The sequence below is a fragment of the Nostocoides vanveenii genome (assembly GCF_039531165.1).
Taxonomy (GTDB): domain Bacteria; phylum Actinomycetota; class Actinomycetes; order Actinomycetales; family Dermatophilaceae; genus Nostocoides_A; species Nostocoides_A vanveenii.
The window spans coordinates 232,158-247,909 of sequence record NZ_BAAAPN010000057.1 but is presented as its reverse complement, the minus strand read 5'-3'; the positions used below and the strand labels follow the sequence as shown (position 1 = coordinate 247,909).

The 15,752-nt window shown below is 70.4% G+C and carries 19 protein-coding genes; 7 read left to right on the top strand and 12 right to left on the bottom strand.

Annotation, left to right across the window (positions count from 1 at the left end; all coding sequences use genetic code 11):
• The first annotated feature begins 136 nt into the window (after positions 1 to 136).
• A complete protein-coding gene (locus ABD209_RS14135; RefSeq protein ID WP_344067447.1) occupies positions 137 to 907 on the top strand; it encodes a MerR family transcriptional regulator in 771 nt (256 codons plus the stop codon).
• A 129-nt stretch (positions 908 to 1,036) separates the two neighbouring features.
• On the opposite strand, the gene ispF is transcribed toward ABD209_RS14135, so the two are convergent.
• The 3 genes from ispF to ABD209_RS14120 form a co-directional block, all read right to left on the bottom strand.
• The gene (gene ispF, locus ABD209_RS14130) at positions 1,037 to 1,522 is read right to left on the bottom strand and encodes a 2-C-methyl-D-erythritol 2,4-cyclodiphosphate synthase (protein WP_324386301.1); all 486 of its coding nucleotides are present in this window, start codon (positions 1,520 to 1,522) and stop codon (positions 1,037 to 1,039) included.
• A 121-nt stretch (positions 1,523 to 1,643) separates the two neighbouring features.
• Positions 1,644 to 2,900 carry a 2-C-methyl-D-erythritol 4-phosphate cytidylyltransferase gene (gene ispD, locus ABD209_RS14125; protein WP_344067505.1) on the bottom strand — a complete coding sequence of 419 codons (1,257 nt, stop codon included), beginning with the start codon at positions 2,898 to 2,900 and terminating at the stop codon, positions 1,644 to 1,646.
• 14 nt (positions 2,901 to 2,914) lie between these two features.
• The gene (locus tag ABD209_RS14120; protein ID WP_324386302.1) at positions 2,915 to 3,397 is read right to left on the bottom strand and encodes a CarD family transcriptional regulator; all 483 of its coding nucleotides are present in this window, start codon (positions 3,395 to 3,397) and stop codon (positions 2,915 to 2,917) included.
• A 156-nt stretch (positions 3,398 to 3,553) separates the two neighbouring features.
• On the opposite strand from ABD209_RS14120, the gene ABD209_RS14115 reads away from it, so the two are divergent.
• Complete coding sequence (locus ABD209_RS14115) at positions 3,554 to 4,033, top strand: hypothetical protein (protein ID WP_344067446.1); 480 nt, start codon at positions 3,554 to 3,556, stop codon at positions 4,031 to 4,033.
• A 21-nt stretch (positions 4,034 to 4,054) separates the two neighbouring features.
• Here ABD209_RS14115 and ABD209_RS14110 read toward each other — a convergent pair whose 3' ends face one another.
• Positions 4,055 to 4,741, bottom strand: a complete 687-nt coding sequence (locus ABD209_RS14110) for a response regulator (protein WP_344067445.1) — start codon at positions 4,739 to 4,741, stop codon at positions 4,055 to 4,057.
• The gene (locus ABD209_RS14105; protein ID WP_344067444.1) at positions 4,738 to 5,901 is read right to left on the bottom strand and encodes a sensor histidine kinase; all 1,164 of its coding nucleotides are present in this window, start codon (positions 5,899 to 5,901) and stop codon (positions 4,738 to 4,740) included. Before ABD209_RS14105 ends, ABD209_RS14110 begins: the two co-directional genes overlap by 4 nt.
• Before the next feature lie 161 nt (positions 5,902 to 6,062).
• Here ABD209_RS14105 and phoU point away from each other — a divergent pair, with 161 nt between their 5' ends.
• Positions 6,063 to 6,761, top strand: a complete 699-nt coding sequence (gene phoU / locus ABD209_RS14100) for a phosphate signaling complex protein PhoU (RefSeq protein WP_324386306.1) — start codon at positions 6,063 to 6,065, stop codon at positions 6,759 to 6,761.
• 181 nt (positions 6,762 to 6,942) lie between these two features.
• Positions 6,943 to 7,305 carry a sigma factor gene (locus tag ABD209_RS14095; protein ID WP_344067443.1) on the top strand — a complete coding sequence of 121 codons (363 nt, stop codon included), beginning with the start codon at positions 6,943 to 6,945 and terminating at the stop codon, positions 7,303 to 7,305.
• Positions 7,306 to 7,362: 57 nt separating this feature from the next.
• Here the strand turns inward: ABD209_RS14095 and ABD209_RS14090 are convergent, their stop codons facing one another.
• From ABD209_RS14090 to ABD209_RS14070, 5 genes are all read right to left on the bottom strand, one after another.
• On the bottom strand, positions 7,363 to 8,172 hold the full coding sequence (locus ABD209_RS14090) for a GNAT family N-acetyltransferase (protein WP_344067442.1): 810 nt from the start codon (positions 8,170 to 8,172) through the stop codon (positions 7,363 to 7,365).
• Positions 8,173 to 8,324: 152 nt separating this feature from the next.
• The gene (locus ABD209_RS14085) at positions 8,325 to 9,062 is read right to left on the bottom strand and encodes a phosphoglyceromutase (protein ID WP_344067441.1); all 738 of its coding nucleotides are present in this window, start codon (positions 9,060 to 9,062) and stop codon (positions 8,325 to 8,327) included.
• A gap of 9 nt (positions 9,063 to 9,071) precedes the next feature.
• Positions 9,072 to 9,620 carry a type III secretion system chaperone family protein gene (locus ABD209_RS14080; RefSeq protein ID WP_344067440.1) on the bottom strand — a complete coding sequence of 183 codons (549 nt, stop codon included), beginning with the start codon at positions 9,618 to 9,620 and terminating at the stop codon, positions 9,072 to 9,074.
• The gene (gene mshA, locus ABD209_RS14075) at positions 9,617 to 10,918 is read right to left on the bottom strand and encodes a D-inositol-3-phosphate glycosyltransferase (protein WP_344067439.1); all 1,302 of its coding nucleotides are present in this window, start codon (positions 10,916 to 10,918) and stop codon (positions 9,617 to 9,619) included. The genes ABD209_RS14080 and mshA overlap by 4 nt, the downstream gene beginning before the upstream one ends.
• Positions 10,915 to 11,700, bottom strand: a complete 786-nt coding sequence (locus ABD209_RS14070; protein ID WP_344067438.1) for a hypothetical protein — start codon at positions 11,698 to 11,700, stop codon at positions 10,915 to 10,917. The genes mshA and ABD209_RS14070 overlap by 4 nt, the downstream gene beginning before the upstream one ends.
• Positions 11,701 to 11,826: 126 nt before the next feature.
• On the opposite strand from ABD209_RS14070, the gene ABD209_RS14065 reads away from it, so the two are divergent.
• The 3 genes from ABD209_RS14065 to ABD209_RS14055 all read left to right on the top strand — a co-directional run bounded on the left by ABD209_RS14065 (position 11,827) and on the right by ABD209_RS14055 (position 14,208).
• Complete coding sequence (locus ABD209_RS14065; protein ID WP_344067437.1) at positions 11,827 to 12,618, top strand: class I SAM-dependent methyltransferase; 792 nt, start codon at positions 11,827 to 11,829, stop codon at positions 12,616 to 12,618.
• A gap of 78 nt (positions 12,619 to 12,696) precedes the next feature.
• Positions 12,697 to 13,557, top strand: coding sequence for a molybdenum cofactor guanylyltransferase (gene mobA, locus ABD209_RS14060; protein WP_344067436.1), 861 nt, complete (start codon positions 12,697 to 12,699; stop codon positions 13,555 to 13,557).
• A 15-nt stretch (positions 13,558 to 13,572) separates the two neighbouring features.
• On the top strand, positions 13,573 to 14,208 hold the full coding sequence (locus ABD209_RS14055) for a hypothetical protein (RefSeq protein WP_344067435.1): 636 nt from the start codon (positions 13,573 to 13,575) through the stop codon (positions 14,206 to 14,208).
• Between the two features lie 218 nt (positions 14,209 to 14,426).
• Here the strand turns inward: ABD209_RS14055 and fdhD are convergent, their stop codons facing one another.
• Both fdhD and ABD209_RS14045 read right to left on the bottom strand, forming a co-directional pair.
• Positions 14,427 to 15,275, bottom strand: coding sequence for a formate dehydrogenase accessory sulfurtransferase FdhD (gene fdhD / locus ABD209_RS14050; RefSeq protein WP_344067434.1), 849 nt, complete (start codon positions 15,273 to 15,275; stop codon positions 14,427 to 14,429).
• Positions 15,276 to 15,302: 27 nt separating this feature from the next.
• Positions 15,303 to 15,617: a DUF2516 family protein gene (locus tag ABD209_RS14045; RefSeq protein ID WP_324387137.1), complete on the bottom strand. Its 315-nt coding sequence runs from the start codon at positions 15,615 to 15,617 to the stop codon at positions 15,303 to 15,305.
• Between the last annotated feature and the right edge of the window lie 135 nt (positions 15,618 to 15,752).

Genomic DNA, 15,752 nt, shown 5'->3' with positions numbered 1-15,752 from the left:
CGCGGTCTCTCGACTGGGCCGGGCGATGGCGCAGATCGTGGCCAGCCCCGCCGGGAAGACCAGGGCCAGAAAGATCATCCCCATGGAACGGTTGTCGATTTGACCCTCACGCGACGTCAGCCCGCACAGTGGTGACGTGACCGAGACGACGCAGCAGCTGACCGTCGGCCAGGTGGCCGAGCGGTTCGGCGTGACGGTGCGCACCCTGCACCATTACGACGAGATCGGCGTGCTCACCCCGAGTCAGCGGACCTGGTCCGGCTACCGGCTGTACACCGAGGCGGACCTGGAGCGGCTTGCGACGATCGTCCTCTACCGGCGGCTCGAGATCGGCCTGGAGGAGATCGCCGCATTGCTCGACGGCGGACCCGATGTCGCCGAGCACCTGCGTCGCCAGCGCGCGACGGTCATCACCCGAATCGACGAGCTGCGCGCGCTCGTCACCGCACTCGATCACGCACTGGAGGCAGCGATGGGCAACCGACCCGCGACCACCGAAGAACTGAAGGCGATGTTCGGCGACGGCTTCGACGAGGCGTATGCCGCCGAGGCGCAGGAGCGCTGGGGCGACACGCCCGCCTGGAGCCAGTCGCAGGCTCGTACCGCGGCATACGGCACGGCGGACTGGGCGGCCGTCAAGGCGGAGATGGACGCGGTGAACTCAGCCTTCGTGGCCGCGCTGACCGCCGGCGAGCCCGCAGTCGGCGTGGCGGCGATGGACGCGGCCGAGGCGCACCGGCGGCACTTCGACGAGCGCTTCTACGACGTCTCGTATGCCATGCACCGCGGGCTCGCCGACATGTACGTCGCCGACCCCCGGTTCACCGCGACCTATGAGGAACTGGCGCCAGGCCTGGCGGCCTACGTCCGCGACGCGATCTACGCCAACGCCGACCGGCACGCGTAGACACCACGACGAGCCTCAATCGGCGGGCCGAGCAGCGGCAGACCCGTCCTGGGGTATGCCGTCCGCGACGACCCAATCCTCGTGCCCGAGAATCGGTGCATGGCGCTCACGACCTGCACCTTCACCGTGTCAGGCTTGCAGCACCAGGGCGGTCGCGACGGCGGCGATCCCGTCACCCCGGCCGGTCAGGCCGAGCCCGTCAGTGGTCGTGCCGCTGACGGAGACCGGGGCGCCGACCGCCTCGGCCATGACGGCCTGGGCCTCCTCGCGGCGGCTGCCGACCTTGGGGCGATTGCCGATGATCTGCACCGCGACATTGCCGATCTCGTAGCCCGCAGCCCGGACCAGTCGGGCGGCTTCGGCGAGGAGCGTCGCTCCGGAGGCGCCGGCATGCTCGGGGCGGGAGGTGCCGAAGTGCGCACCGAGGTCACCGATGCCGGCGGCCGAGAACAAGGCATCGCACGCGGCGTGGCACGCGACATCGGCGTCGGAATGACCGTCGAGGCCGCGCTCGCCCGGCCAGTGCAGGCCCGCGATCCATAGGTCGCGACCGGCGTGCGGGTCCGCGAAGGCGTGGACGTCGACCCCGACCCCGACCCGCGGTACCCCAGACATGGCGCTATTGTGCCGCCTTGGCAAATGGCTGGTTCAGTGCGGAGGTGGCGTCGGCAATGTGATGCCTACCAGCGCGGCGGGCGGCACGTGGCGGCGCCCAGCCGCCAAGACCGGGCTGCGGTCAGGGGCCGTCGCGCAGGACGCGGAAAACCTGCTCGGGAGTCCGGCCGGCGGTGTCGATCACCCGGGCTTCGGGCCAGGCGACGAAGAGTCGCTCGGTGACGTCGCGCCAGTCCGGGAGTACATACCCGGGAATGTCCGCGAGGCGGCCCTCGATCCGGCGACGATGTTCGGTGGCATCGGAGCAGACCAGGCGGATCTCGCAGATCCCGGCGCCCGCCTGCTCCGCGATCTGGCGCAGTGCCACCCGAGTCTGTGGGAGTGGGTTGACCAGGTCTGCGACCACCGAACGGCCCAGGCGCAGCTGGTCGGCGGCCACGGCATACGCGATGGCGTAGCCGGTGGTGCCGGGGTGCTCGAGATCCAGGTCGGTGGTCAAGGCCTGTTCGATCGAGTCGACCCGCACGAGCGTCGCGTCCTCGAAGGCGGCGAGGCGGCGGCTGAGCGTGGTCTTCCCCGTGCCGGGCAGGCCGCCGATCACCCACAGGGTCGGCGTGCGGAGCAGGCGCTCGGCACGTTCGAGATCGTCGGGTGTGGTCACCTTGAAGGCCAGCGGGTCGCCATCGACGACCCGGACGGGTCTGCCGTTTTCCTCCGCCAACCCCGCGTCGTCGGTCGCGGCCAAACCGCTCGCATGTGCCGACGTGATCGCGGCCCGGCTGAAGCCCTGCGGGGTCTGGATCGCGCGAACACGGGACCGCTCCGGAGTCGCGATCACCGTGCCCTCGGCGTCGACGACCTTCATGGTGTCGACGACCGCGAGGCCTGGGACGACCGCCTCATGCCCGGCGGCGACGGCGGCGATCACGCGGTCATACACCGATGTGGGTGTCAGGCAGCGGGCGGCGTCATGGATCAGCACGATGTCGATGTCCGGCCCGAGAGCGGCCAGACCGGCCCGCACCGAGTCGGTGCGCTCGGCGCCGCCCGGCACGACGCGTACCCGCCCGCCGGGCTCCCCCAAGACAGGCGCTGGCGGATCCGGCACCCCCGCCGGGTGAAGCGGGCGGGGCGAGGGAGCAGGCGAGCCCTCCCATCCCGGGACGTCGGCAGACAACTCAGCGACATAGGCGGCGGGCGCGACGACGACGACCTGGCGCACGAAGCGGACGGCGAGCGCACCGCATACGGCGTGCTCGAGGATGCGGCGGCCGCCGACGCGAACGAGGGCCTTGGGTTGGGCGGCGCCCAACCGCGTCCCGGAGCCGGCGGCAACGACGACGACGCCGACCCTGGGGTCAGGGTCGGCGCCGGTCAGGACAGGGAAACTGCTCAGGACGCGAGAACCTCATCGAGGATCGACTCGGCCTTGACCTCATCGGTCTTCTCGGCCAGGGCGAGTTCGGAGACGAGGATCTGACGGGCCTTGGCCAGCATGCGCTTCTCGCCGGCGGACAGGCCACGCTCCTTGTCGCGGCGCCACAGGTCACGCACGACCTCGGCGACCTTGATGACATCGCCGGAGGCGAGCTTCTCCAGATTGGCCTTGTAGCGGCGCGACCAGTTCGTCGGCTCCTCGGTGTAGGGCGCGCGCAGCACGTCGAAGACGCGCTCCAGGCCCTCGGCGCCGACGACATCGCGGACACCCACGAGGTCGCAGTTCTCGGCCGGGACTTCGATCGTCAGGTCACCCTGGGCGACCTTCAGTTTCAAGTAGAGCTTTTCTTCGCCCCGTATGACGCGTGTCTTAATCTCCTCGATGAGTGCAGCCCCGTGATGGGGATAGACGACCGTCTCGCCGACCTTGAAAACCATATGTATTTGGCCCCTTTCGCGACGTTCAGTTTATCACGGCGGCGTGTCCGCTTGACGGGTCGCGGGATTCGCGGGAACCCTTCGGCCCCGCACCGGAAATCCGGCAGGCCGCGGCCTGCCTCGTCCCCACCACACCGACCCGCTAGGCTGGCCGTCGTGACCGCCGCACGCACCCCACGCACCCGAGCCGTCGCCGCCCTGGCCGCCCTCGCGGCGAGCACCAGTCTGCTCGGCGGCTGCCAGCTGATCTCCCCTCGCCAGACCGACAAGATGTATGACGCGGGCGATGGCGTCTCGGTCGACGTCGGCGAGATCCAGGTGCGCAACCTGGTCGTCGTGGGCACCAAGGCCGGCGGCGCCGGAACGGTCAGCGCGGCCGTCGGCAACCCGACGGGCGAGGCTGTCACCTTGACCTTCTCCACCGCCGAGGCCAATGCCACCGCGCAGATTCCGGCGCACTCGACCGTCGACTTGTCCAAATCCGACACCAAAGTCGTGCTCAGCAAGGTTGACCAAGCCCCCGGCGACATGACCCAACTGTCGGTCTCCTCGGTGGCCAGCGGGCAGTCCCCCGTGCTCGTGCCGGTGGTGCCGGGCACCGGCTACTACGAGGGCCTCGCCCCGACCACGCCGTAGGGCCGTCGGGGTTGGGGTGGGTCAGGCCTCGAATTTGTAGCCCAGGCCCCGGACGGTCAGGATATGCACCGGATCCTTCGGGGTGTGCTCGACCTTTTGGCGCAGGCGCTTGATGTGCACGTCCAGGGTCTTGGTGTCGCCGACATAGTCGCTGCCCCAGATCCGGTCGATCAACTGTCCTCGGGTCAGGACCCGGCCCTCATTGCGCACCAGGAATTCGAGCAGTTCGAACTCCTTCAACGGCAATGCCACCTGGTCGCCGCGAATGGTGACGACGTGGCGTTCGATGTCGATCGCGACCGGGCCGGCGGCCACCGACGCGGGCACCAATTCCTCGGGCTCCGAGCCGCGGCGCAGGACCGCCTTGATCCGCGCCAGCAGTTCGCGGGAGGAATACGGCTTCGTGACATAGTCGTCGGCGCCCAACTCGAGGCCGACGACCTTGTCGATCTCGGTGTCCTTGGCGGTGAGCATGATGATCGGGACATTCGACTTGGCGCGCAACGAGCGGCAGACGTCGATGCCGCTCATCCCGGGGAGCATCAGGTCGAGCAGCACCAGATCGGCTCCGACCTTCTCGAAGGTTGCGACGCCGTCGGTGCCGGTCTCGGCGACGGAGACCTGATAGCCCTCCTTGCGCAGCAAGTAGGTCAGCGGCTCGGAGTAGGACGGCTCGTCCTCGACGAGGAGGATGTGGTGCCGAGTCATGCGGCGTTCCCTTCGACCGGATGCGAGATGGTGATTCGTGCTTCGGGCAGCGGCAGCCGGATGGTGAACGTCGAGCCCTGGCCCTCTCGGCTCCAGACGCTGACTCCACCCCCGTGGTTGGCGCAGATGTGTTTGACGATCGCCAGCCCCAGCCCGGTGCCGCCGGTGGCGCGGGAGCGGGCGGCGTCGCCGCGATAGAAGCGTTCGAAGATCCGTTCCTGTTCGGCGGGCGGTATGCCGCGCCCATGGTCGGTGACGGTGATCGTCACCGCGTCGGCCCCGATCGCCGCGCCGATGCCGACCTCTGTTCCTGCGGGTGAATAGGAGATCGCGTTGCCGATGAGATTGCGCACAGCAGTGACCAGGAGCGAGAGGTCACCGTCCACGACCGTCGCGGGGTCGACCCGCTCGACGATGCGGATGTCCTTGGCCTGCGCTTCGACCTGGGAGATCTCGATCGCCTCCCGGACGACATCGGCGATGCGCACGCGCCGCGCCTCGGTCAGCCCGTCCGCCGACTGCAATCGTGAGAGGTCGACGATCTCCTTGATGAGCTTGCCCAGCCGGGCCGACTCCAGTTGGATCCGCGAGGCGAAGCGCTCAACGGCCTCGGGGTCGTCGCGGGCATCGGCAATGGCCTCGGCAAGCAGCGACAGCCCGCCGACCGGTGTCTTGAGTTCGTGCGAGACATTGACGACGAAGTCGCGTCGCACCTCTTCCACGCGGTGCGCAGAGGTCCGGTCGTCGACGAGGACGAGCACATGAGCGTCGAGCAGGGGCGCCATGCGCACGTGCAGCCAGTTCGGCGCGCGGTGCGCGGTGGCCGGGATCTCGACTTCGACCTCGCGGATCTCACCGTCGCGCAGCACCTGCCGAACCAAGGTGAGCAGCGTGGGTTCGATCAGCCGGTCGCCGCGGATCAGGCCGAGGGCGGCGGCCTCGGGCGAGTTGTTGACGACGCGCTCGCCCCGGTCGAGCACCAAGGCGCTGGACCCGAGCACGGCCAGGACGGCTGATGCGCCGTCGGGGATCGCCGGAGCAGCCGGCGGGTGCGCCATCCGGCGCTGCGAGCGCTCGGACACGCGGACGCTGAACACCGACATCGAGCCCAGCAAGACTCCCGCCAGGCCACCGATCAAGGCAGCATTGGTCGGGTCCACGAGCACCAAGGTTACGTGCTGCAAATGCCGTGACTTTCCGGCCGTGGGAAGCTTCCCCACGGCCGCCCGGGGTGTTCACCTCCGGGTCGTCGCCCGTTCACTCGTGGCTGCCACGCTCGACCGGACGGCATACGTCTGCCCTGGAACTGTTGGAGAAGATCATGCGCACCGCCTTCACCGAAGACCTCGAGCGAATCACCGAGCAGCTTGTCGAGATGACCCGGCTGGCCGGCTCCGCCATCGCCCGCGCGACGACCGCGCTGCTCGATGCCGATGTGACGCTCGCCGACACCGTCATCGCCGCCGACCACGATATCGACCGGCTGCGCGAGGACCTCGACGTTCTCGCGGTCGACCTGCTCGCCCGCCAGAACCCGGTGGCCACCGACCTGCGCACGGTCGTCACGGCGATGCGGATGAGCGCGGACCTGGAGCGGATGGGCGACCTGGCTCGCCACGTCGCCAAGGTGGCCCGCCTGCGCTACCCGGACTCGGCCGTCCCGGCCGATGTCCGAGCGACCGTCGTCCAGATGGGGCAGACCGCCGAGCGGATCGTGGCCAAGGCCGGCTCGGTGATCGCCTCGAAGGACCTCGCCGAGGCGGCGAGCCTGGAGCGCGACGACGACGCGATGGACGCGCTGCACCGGGAGCTCTTCGGCAAGCTCGTGGACGGGCGCTGGGAGCACGGCACCCAGGCCGCCGTCGATGTCACGCTCGTCGGCCGGTACTACGAGCGCTTCGCCGACCATGCCGTCTCGGTGGCACGCCGGGTGACCTTCCTGGTGACCGGCGACTGGGACGCGACCATCGACCGCGAGGACGAGGAGGACGCCCAAGTGGCGTCGCACACCGGGGCCTGAGCCCGCGGCATACGGGCGGTGACAGCTTTCCCGCCCGATGCCCTAAACCCCTTGAGCGCGCGGGAAACTTCTTCAGCTCTCAAGGGGTCTTCCTATGCGTACGTCCTTGCGCTCAACCTTTTGCGCCCTCGCGACCTCTAGATAGGCGGGCCGGGCACTCGGCATAGGCGAAGGAGGAGCGATGGAAACCGCTGCGGAGGAGGAGTTTCGCGACTTCGTCCAAGCACGGTGGCAGCCCCTGGTGCGCACCGCGATCTTGCTGGCGGGTGATCAGGGACGCGCTGAGGACCTGGTGCAGCAGACGCTGGTGATCGTCCATCGCAAGTGGCGGCACATCGATCCCGGTGCCCGGTCGGCGTATGCCCGCGCGGTCCTGGTCAACGAGTCCGCATCGTGGTTCCGGTGCCGGCGCCACACCGAGGTCCCGCTCGACTGCGCCGGTCAGGGCGCGTGGACGCCACGCCGGATCGGTCCCTGCTCTTTGCGGACCTCACGGCGCCGTCCCTTCGTGCGGACGGATCGTTACGAGGAACCTACGCCCTGACGGATGCGGCGTCCGGCCCGCTTGGTCTGCACTCCGGGTCGTGACCGCGTGACCCGATCAGAACGTCGACGTCGGGCGGTAGGCGCTGACTTGGACGGCGTCCTCGCTGAAGCCGACGCTGCGATACACCCGGCCAGCGGGATTGACGCTCTCGGTGACGATCACCCAGCGCGTCGTGCCGCCCTCGCCCGCCCATCGGGCGGCACGGCCGAGCAGGTGACCGGCGAGCCCCTGGCGACGGTGGTCGGGGTGGGTGCCGACGGCCTGATAGCGGCCGAGGTCGTCACAGCGCACGATGCCGAGGTAGGACGCCAACTCGCCCGCGGGATCGAAAGCGCCGAACCACTGGGCCAGGCCGCGGTCGACCAGTTCGCGGCGCAGTGCTTGCTGGGCGGTGAGATAGTCGCGGTGCTCGGCCTCGGGGAACCTTGCGTCCCAGCGGTTTTCGGCGATATTGAGGGCAAGCAGAGCGGCCCAGTCGCGGTCATCGGCAAAGGGGCGGGCGGCATACGGCTCGGGCAGCGGACGCTGCTCGGGGAGAGTCGCCGTCGTCAGGACGTCGTCGGTGCCCACGTCGAGCCCAAGGCGGGCATACGGCTCGACGAGCGGGAGACGGGGCAGACCGAGGGCGAGGTGGGTGGCGCCGGGGAACTCGCGCGCGAAAATCTCGGCCCAGCGTCGAGCGTCGTCCGCCGCGCCCGGGTCGGTCACGAGCAGGAAGTTGCCCCAGTGGAAGAGCGGGTTGCGCGGCGTGCGGATGACCAGATGGTCGCCGCCGTCGGTGATCTGCGAGCCGGTATGCCGCAGGATCGCCAGGTCCGTCCGCCAGCCGGCCGAGAGTGTCACTAGGCCCGGACGGTTTCGCATGGCAACCCTTCGTTCGCACGGGGAGTCTGCCCTCGCGAACGAGGCAGGAAAGCGCCGAGCCTTCGCGTCGCTCGGCACGTGGGGTTGACCGGCATCAGGCTCACTCCGTTCGCGAGGCCGGTTCGGGCGGGAAAGCTGGCGACCCGTGGCGGCTACTTCTTGCCCTGGTTGGCGACGGCGGCGGCGGCCTCGGCGGCGGCCTCGGGGTCGAGGTAGCGGCCCGGGCCGGTGGGCATGAAGTCCTCGTCGAGTTCATAGACCAAGGGCATGCCGGTGGGGATGTTGAGGCCCGCGATGTCGTCATCGGAGATGCCGTCCAGGTGCTTGACCAGGGCGCGCAGCGAGTTGCCGTGGGCGGTGACTAGGACGACCTTGCCGTCGCGCAGATCGGCTTGGATCTCGTTCTCCCAGTAGGGCATCATCCGGGGGATGACATCCTTGAGGCACTCGGTCAGTGGCACGTCGACGCCGGCATAGCGCGGGTCGCCAGACTGGTCGAACTCGCTGCCTTTCTCGATCGGCGGGGGCGGGGTGTCGAAGCTGCGCCGCCAGAGCATGAACTGCTCGTCGCCGTACTTCTCGCGGGTCGCCGCCTTGTCCAGGCCCTGCAGCGCGCCATAGTGGCGCTCGTTGAGGCGCCAGTTGCGCCGCACGGGGATCCAGTGCCGGTTGCACGCGTCGAGTGCGATATTGGCGGTGGTGATGGCTCGCCGCAGCACCGAGGTGTGCACGACGTCCGGCAGCAGGCCGGCCTCGTCGAGCATCACGCCGCCTCGCGCCGCCTCGGCTCGGCCCTTCTCAGTCAGGTCGACATCGACCCACCCGGTGAAGAGATTCTTTTGGTTCCAGTCGGATTCGCCATGCCGCAGAAGGATCAGCGTGTACGTCATGCAGCCAGCCTAGTGGGGGTCGTCCGGTAGCGGTTGGGGGGCATAAGCGGGGTCGTTCTCGCTGCCCGCGAGCACGGGGCGGAAGGCTTCGAGATTGGCCAGCGACTCCCCACGCGCGACGCGCCAGGCCCATTCTTTCTTCATCGAGGTGAGAAAACCGAGGACGAGCAACTCGTTGAAGGATGCGTCCGACGCCTCGAGGACGACACCGAGCAGGTGGTCGAGATAGTCCGCATCGATCAGGCGAGCCGGATAGCGGCCGGTGACATAGACATCCCCGGCGCGATCGATGGCATACGCGAGCCCGGGCAGGCGCAGGTTGCGGCGCAGCAGGTGCTTATAGACCTCGGCGTGATTCTCGTCCGGATTGCGGATGACGAAGGCCGACAGCAGCAGCGTGTCGCCGGCGATGGTGAGCGCGGTGACGGTCTTGAGCTTGCGTTCGCCGGGCAGGGTCGCGACGAACTGCCCGGGCTCGAGGCCCGGCTCCCACTCGATGCCGAGATCGTCGAGGGTGGCCGGGATGACCTGCGCCAGTGCCATGCCGTCCGCGCTCACGGCTGCACCGCGGTCGGTGCCCCGGCGGGGGTCTGCTGGGCGTCGAAGGGGACGGGTGCGTGCTCGACCATGGCTCGTTCATACACCGCAATCAGCCGATCCACCGTTGTCTCCCAGCCGAAATTTTGCGCGTGCTGCGCGCCGCGCCGCCCGAGCTCGGCCCGGCGGGCTGGGTCGGCGAGCAGGTCGGCGAGCACGCCAGCCCAGACGCCCGGGTCGTGGCCACGGACCAGCACGCCACCGGGACCAACCGCATCGGGCAGTCCGCCGACGTCCGCCGCCACCACCGGGGTGCCGCAGGCGCAGGCTTCGATGGCGACCAGGCCGAAGGACTCGCTGTAGGACGGGACGACGACCACGTCGGCGGCGCGATACCACTGAGCGAGCAGTGCTCGGCTGGTCGGCGGAGTGAAGACCACGCGCTCGCCCAGGCCGAGCCCGTCGGCGAGGTCGCGCAGCGCCTCGGGGTGACCAGCGCCATTGCCACTGGCGCCGCCGAGGATGACGACCCTGAGCCGTCCGGCGAGGTCGGGGTCGGCGCGCACCAATCGGGCCGCAGCCTTCACCACGACGTCGGGCGCCTTCAGCGGCTGGATCCGGCCGACAAAGAGCAGGAGCACGTCGTCGGCCGCGAGACCGACAGTCTCGCGGGCGGCGGCCCGGTCGCCGGGGGCGAAAACCTCGAGGTCAACACCCGGGGTGACGATCTCGATTTTGGCCGGGTCGGCGGCATACAGCTCGATGAGTTCGCGGGCCTCCTGAGCGGTGTTCGCGACCAGTGCGTCCGCCGCCTCGACGACCTGGACCTCGCCGATCTCGCGACCCGGGGGCTCCGGGCTGTCGCCCTCGCCGAGGTGGGCGTTCTTGACCCGCGCCATCGTGTGCATCGTATGGACGAGGGGCACATGCCAGCGATCGGCGGCCAGCCAGCCCACCTGGCCCGAGAGCCAGTAGTGAGAGTGGATGACGTCGAAGTGGCCTTCGGGCCGGCGCGCGCCCTCGCGCATCACACCAGCGGCGAAGGCGCACAGCTGACCGGGGAGGTCGAGTTTCTGCAGCCCCTCGAAGGGGCCGGCGACGATATGCCGGATGTTGAGCCCAGGCTCAGGGACCGCGAGCGGCTCCTGCGCGGATGCCGTTGTGCGCGTGAAGATTTCGACCTCGATGCCGCGGCGGGCCAGGCGTCGGGCCGTCTCGAGGACATAGACGTTGAGGCCGCCGGCGTCACCGGTGCCGGGTTGAGCGAGCGGTGAGGTGTGGAGGCTGATCATGGCCACACGGCATACGGGCACGGTCATGAGGCGCTCCGATCGGGAGGGGCGGCGCGGCGCATGAGCAGCAGGCTGCTGCGTTCGGACCACACGTGGACGTCGATGCGCCCGGTCTCGCGCAGGTCGAGCGCTCGCACGACGTCGGTGGGGCGCACGGTCAGGTCGGCGCCGCGTTGGGAGGTGAAGGTCGTGCGCTCGCCGAGCGGGCCGAGCCACCACGCGCGGCGGCGGAGGTTGCGCCCGTCCAGGCCGGGGGTGTAGCCGGTGACTTCGTAGTCCGAGGTGAGGTGCCAGACCAGGGCGGAGGCGCCGGGGACGCGCGCGGCGAGGCTGACGTCGGTGCCTTCGGAGGTGACGTCGATGGTCAGGGGCATCTCGTGCGTGGCGTCGTAGACGATGCCGGTGTAGCGGGCCCGATTGGCGGTCGTCGCGACGGCGTCGATGCGGACATTGCTGACGATGGTCTCGGGGTGCTCGACACGGCGCCCGCCACTGCCGGTGACCGTGCCGATCACCGCCGAGATGGGCGAGCCCTTGATGACCGTGAGAAGTAGGTCGCCGCTGGTGTCGGTGATGCGCAGGCCGGAGGCGTAAAGACTGACGCTGTGGCCGCCGGCCAAGGTGGCGATGCCGGTGGCGGAATCGGCGACCGTGAGCAGGCTGGGGTTGGTGACGTGGACGCCACTGTCCTTGCCGATCAGTCCCGGCACGAAGGTCTGGATGGCCAGGGCGAGCACGCCGAGGACCGCGAGGGTGAAGGCGATCATGCTCTTGCTCACCCCGCGCTCCGAGCGGCGCAGCCAGGACATCGGGTTCAGGGTATGTCCGCGGGCTCCGTGCCCTAACCTCTGCTAGCAGGTTAGGTGTCGTCCAGCAGGGTTGACCATGCTCGACGTCACCTAAACCCTGCTAGCAGAGGTTAGGGACTGGGGGCCATGAAGCCGGTCGGGGCCATCACCCGCGGGACGACGAACCCCAACCGGTTGCGGCGCTGCGACAGGTGGCTCGCGGGACCGCAGGGGTGGCGGTTGCGGGCGGCCTCGGCACCCCCGATCGTCGTCGACCTCGGGTATGGCGCCTCCCCCGTCACCGCGGTCGAGTTGCGCGACCGGCTGCGGGCGGTGCGCGCCGACGTCGAGGTGGTCGGCGTCGAGATCGACCCGGCGCGCGTGGCCGCCGCCGCACCGCTGGCGGGGCCGGGCCTGCGATTCGCCCGGGGCGGCTTCGAGATTCCGCTGCCGGGTGGGGCCCGGCCGACTCTGGTGCGCGCCTTCAATGTGCTGCGCCAGTATGCCGAGGCGGACGTCGCGCCCACCTGGGCGTTGGTCTGTGCCCGCCTCGCGCCAGGCGGCCTCTTCGTGGATGGCACCTGCGACGAAGTGGGACGCCGCGCGACCTGGGTGGCGCTGGAGGCCAGCGGTCCGACGTCGCTGACCTTGTCCTGGCGGCTGGCCGGCCTGACGCAGCCGTCCGAGATCGCCGAGCGCCTCCCCAAGGCCCTGATCCACCGCAACGTCCAGGGCGAGCCGATCCACGCCTTTCTCTCGGCGCTCGATGGCGCGTGGGCGCGACAGGCGGGGCACGCGGCATACGGCGTCCGCCAGCGGTTCGTCGCCACCGCCCGCGCCCTGAGCGACGAGGGCTGGCCTACGCGCAATCCGGACCGATGGCGGTTGGGTGAACTGACGATCGACTGGGCCGCCGTGGCGCCGGGGGGCGGGCAATGACCGGCTACCGGGCCGCCGTGGGGCCTAGGGCAGGGCAATGACCGGCTACCGGGCCGCCGTGGGGCCAAGGGGCGGGCAATGACTGGCGGCGGCGCAACCGTGGCGCCGAAGGGCGAGCGACAAGGCGACTGGGCGGCAATCGTGCTGGCCGGTGGGCGCGCCGCACGGATGGCGGGGACCGACAAGATCCGCGCCGATGTGGGCGGACAGTCGGTGCTCGGGCGTGTGCTGGCGGCGTGCGCGGGCGCGCGAATCGTGGTCGTCGGGCCGCCCGAACTGGCGGATGTCGTCGACGAGACCGGCCTCCTCGTTCGCGAGCACCCACCCTTCGACGGGCCGGTGGCCGGCTGTCGAGCGGGCCTAGCAGCACTCGACGCCGACGGCACGTGGCCGCCCGCCGGTGTCATGTCGCTGAGTCCGGGCGGGATAGTGCCGCGAGCAGCCCCGGACGGGTCGGGCGCGGCGGGAGCCGCCAAGCCAGGCGCAGCGGGAGCCGCCAAGCCAGGCGCAGCGGGAGCCGCTAAGTCGGGCGCAGCGGGAGCCGCCAAGTCGAGCGCGGCGGATCCAGGACTGGCCCAGGCCGGCGCGTCGGGCTTGAGCGCGACGCCGACGGCGGCGACATACCGACGCATCGCGGTGCTCGCCGGTGACCAGCCGCAGCTGACCGCCGACGCGCTGGGCGCGCTCCATAGAGGGCTGGATACCACTGGGGTCGATGCCGCCGTGCTCGCCGATGCGACCGGCCAGTGGCAGTACCTCTGCGCCCTGTGGGACGCCGAGTCTCTCCGCACCGCCTTGATGCGCGCCGGGTCATCCATGCGCTCTCTCTATGCGGCCGTCCGTGTGAGCACCGTCCCCGACACCTGGGGGGCGAGCCGCGATATCGACACTCCCGCGGATCTGCAGCGCGCGCGCGACGATCTCGGCCGCGGGGCGTAACGCACAATGGCCACCATGGCGTGGCTGCGCAAAGACCCTCCCGGGCCAGCATCGACGGGCGCTCCCCGCGACCGCGTCCGGGCAGCTCTCGCCGCGCCTCTCGCTCCGCTCGTCGAGCCGATGACCGCGGTCCGATCGGGCGAATGGGCGGCCCCGCTCGGCGACGGGCTCACGGCGCTCCTGACCCTGACCGCGCTCAAAGGCCGCTCCTACGACCTGACGTATGCCGTGTGCTGCGCCTGGGTGCCCGTCGCCACCGGCTCCGCCCGCTGGCCCCGGACGCTGAAACAGGCCCAGCGGCACCTGTGGGTGGACCACTTCACGATCGACGCACCCGAACGGCCCCGGATCATCACCATCGACGGCGATCGCGCCCTGCGCCGAACTGCCGAACGCACCGCGCGCCACGTGCTCGCCAACGCCCCCGCCTGGTGGGCGACAGTCGCGACCCCCACGGGTGTCCTCGCCGAGGCCCAACGCCAGGCGGGATCGGGTCGACGTGCACGATCCGCCGGTCCGCGTGGTCGCGGCTACACCCTTGCCCGCCTGGGCCGGCCCGAAAAGGCGCGGGCTGCGCTGGCCGAGGCCGTGCTGCCGCCGGACCGCGCGCAACACCTCGCCCGACTCGACGAGCTACTCGCCCAGCAATGACCGCCGGCCGCACGTTCCCCCTAGGTCGTGCGTCGAAGCGGGCGCGCGCAGAGCGCGGGACCCTCGCTCCTTCGGCCCACGCAAAGCGTGAGACCCAGCTCCCCTACTGCGCGGGGACCCCTGTTCGTCCGTGGTTTCGCCCGACGGCCCAGCAGGTGAGTCGAAGCGGGCGCGCTACTGCGCGCCCGGCACAACCAACTCAGACGTAACCGGCCGGCTCAGTCGCCCAGGCGCCCGGCACCGGCATACACATTGAGGCCGTCGTCACGCGCGAAGGCGATGAGGGTCATACCGAGCGATTCGGCGGCCGCGACCGCGAGCGAGGACGGCGCCGAGACGGCGATCACGACCGGGATGCCGGCCATCGCCGCCTTCTGAACGATCTCGTAGGACGCCCGCGAACTGACCGCGAGCACCCCGCCGAGCGGCGGCTCGCGACCCGCGCGGACGACCGCCCCGATCGCCTTGTCGACGGCGTTGTGCCGGCCGATGTCCTCGGCGTGGGCGCGCAGGTCGCCGCCGGCCTCGAAGACCGCGGCCGCGTGGGCACCGCCCGTGCTCCGGAAAACTCCTTGTCCCGCACCGAGTTTCGCGACGTATGCCGGCACATCAGCAGCCGCGAGCGTCACCGGAAGCCCGGCCAGGGACTGCGGAAGCTTGGCCGTGAGGGCCTCGATGCTCGCGCTCCCGCAGACACCGCAGGCGCTCGTCGTCGGGGCGATTCGTCCGGCTGCCAGCAGCCGTGCCCGGTCCGCCCGTGCCAGGTCGACCTCGAGGACGTTGTAGGTGTTCTGAGCCGTGCCGTCGGGCCCATCGCTGACCGAACCGGCGCAATAGCGTGCCCCGGCGATATCGGATGCGGAGCGGATGACTCCCTCGGCCACCAGGTAGCCGTGGATCAGGTCGATGTCGGCCCCCGGCGTGCGCATGGTCACGGTGAGAACTTCGCCGTCGACGCGGATCTCCAGGGGCTCCTCGACCACGACGGTGTCCGGCCGCGAGGCCGGCGGTGCCGACGCGGCATACCGGAGCTTGACGACAGGGACGCGGGTGGTCACCCGGCCCATGGCAACCCCGCGACCGTCATCGGGTGATCACCAGGGGCCGTAGGGACCGATCGAGCCGCGGCGACCGGTGACCTGGTCGAGCGCCGGGCGCACGTCCGCAAGATAGACCGCACCGGCCACGACGGCCAGCAGGCCGAAGATCGACAGCGGGCTGAAAATCACCACGAAGCCCACCGCAGCCGCCACGGCGAGCACGATCGACCAGAACTGCTTGGTGCGCTTGCTGGCGGCGACGAAGGCGTCGGGGCGCCGACGCAGACAGTCGACAAGCGCATAGACCTCGACCCCGAAGGCTCCCACCCCGAGGATCAGCAGCACCCACGTCTGAACGGCGAAAAACATGAGCACAGCCTAAACGCGCGGCCTGTGCGCCGGCTGTGCCTGCGCGAAAACCCACGCCGACCTGGAGCGATCCCGCGCCCCAGGCACCGCATGGACACGGGCGGCCACTGGCAACATTCTCGCGGCTCCCCCGGG

Excerpts from the sequence above, each read along its gene's own strand:
- ABD209_RS14065 (WP_344067437.1), top strand. The coding sequence starts at position 11,827 with ATGAAGCCGGTCGGGGCCATCACCCGCGGGACGACGAACCCCAACCGG.
- ABD209_RS14045 (WP_324387137.1), bottom strand. The coding sequence starts at position 15,617 with ATGTTTTTCGCCGTTCAGACGTGGGTGCTGCTGATCCTCGGGGTGGGA.
- ABD209_RS14090 (WP_344067442.1), bottom strand. The coding sequence starts at position 8,172 with ATGCGAAACCGTCCGGGCCTAGTGACACTCTCGGCCGGCTGGCGGACG.
- ABD209_RS14070 (WP_344067438.1), bottom strand. The coding sequence starts at position 11,700 with ATGTCCTGGCTGCGCCGCTCGGAGCGCGGGGTGAGCAAGAGCATGATC.
- mshA (WP_344067439.1), bottom strand. The coding sequence starts at position 10,918 with ATGACCGTGCCCGTATGCCGTGTGGCCATGATCAGCCTCCACACCTCA.
- ispF (WP_324386301.1), bottom strand. The coding sequence starts at position 1,522 with ATGTCTGGGGTACCGCGGGTCGGGGTCGGGGTCGACGTCCACGCCTTC.
- ABD209_RS14095 (WP_344067443.1), top strand. The coding sequence starts at position 6,943 with ATGGAAACCGCTGCGGAGGAGGAGTTTCGCGACTTCGTCCAAGCACGG.
- fdhD (WP_344067434.1), bottom strand. The coding sequence starts at position 15,275 with ATGGGCCGGGTGACCACCCGCGTCCCTGTCGTCAAGCTCCGGTATGCC.
- ABD209_RS14120 (WP_324386302.1), bottom strand. The coding sequence starts at position 3,397 with ATGGTTTTCAAGGTCGGCGAGACGGTCGTCTATCCCCATCACGGGGCT.
- phoU (WP_324386306.1), top strand. The coding sequence starts at position 6,063 with ATGCGCACCGCCTTCACCGAAGACCTCGAGCGAATCACCGAGCAGCTT.
- ABD209_RS14055 (WP_344067435.1), top strand. The coding sequence starts at position 13,573 with ATGGCGTGGCTGCGCAAAGACCCTCCCGGGCCAGCATCGACGGGCGCT.
- ABD209_RS14085 (WP_344067441.1), bottom strand. The coding sequence starts at position 9,062 with ATGACGTACACGCTGATCCTTCTGCGGCATGGCGAATCCGACTGGAAC.
- ABD209_RS14110 (WP_344067445.1), bottom strand. The coding sequence starts at position 4,741 with ATGACTCGGCACCACATCCTCCTCGTCGAGGACGAGCCGTCCTACTCC.
- mobA (WP_344067436.1), top strand. The coding sequence starts at position 12,697 with ATGACTGGCGGCGGCGCAACCGTGGCGCCGAAGGGCGAGCGACAAGGC.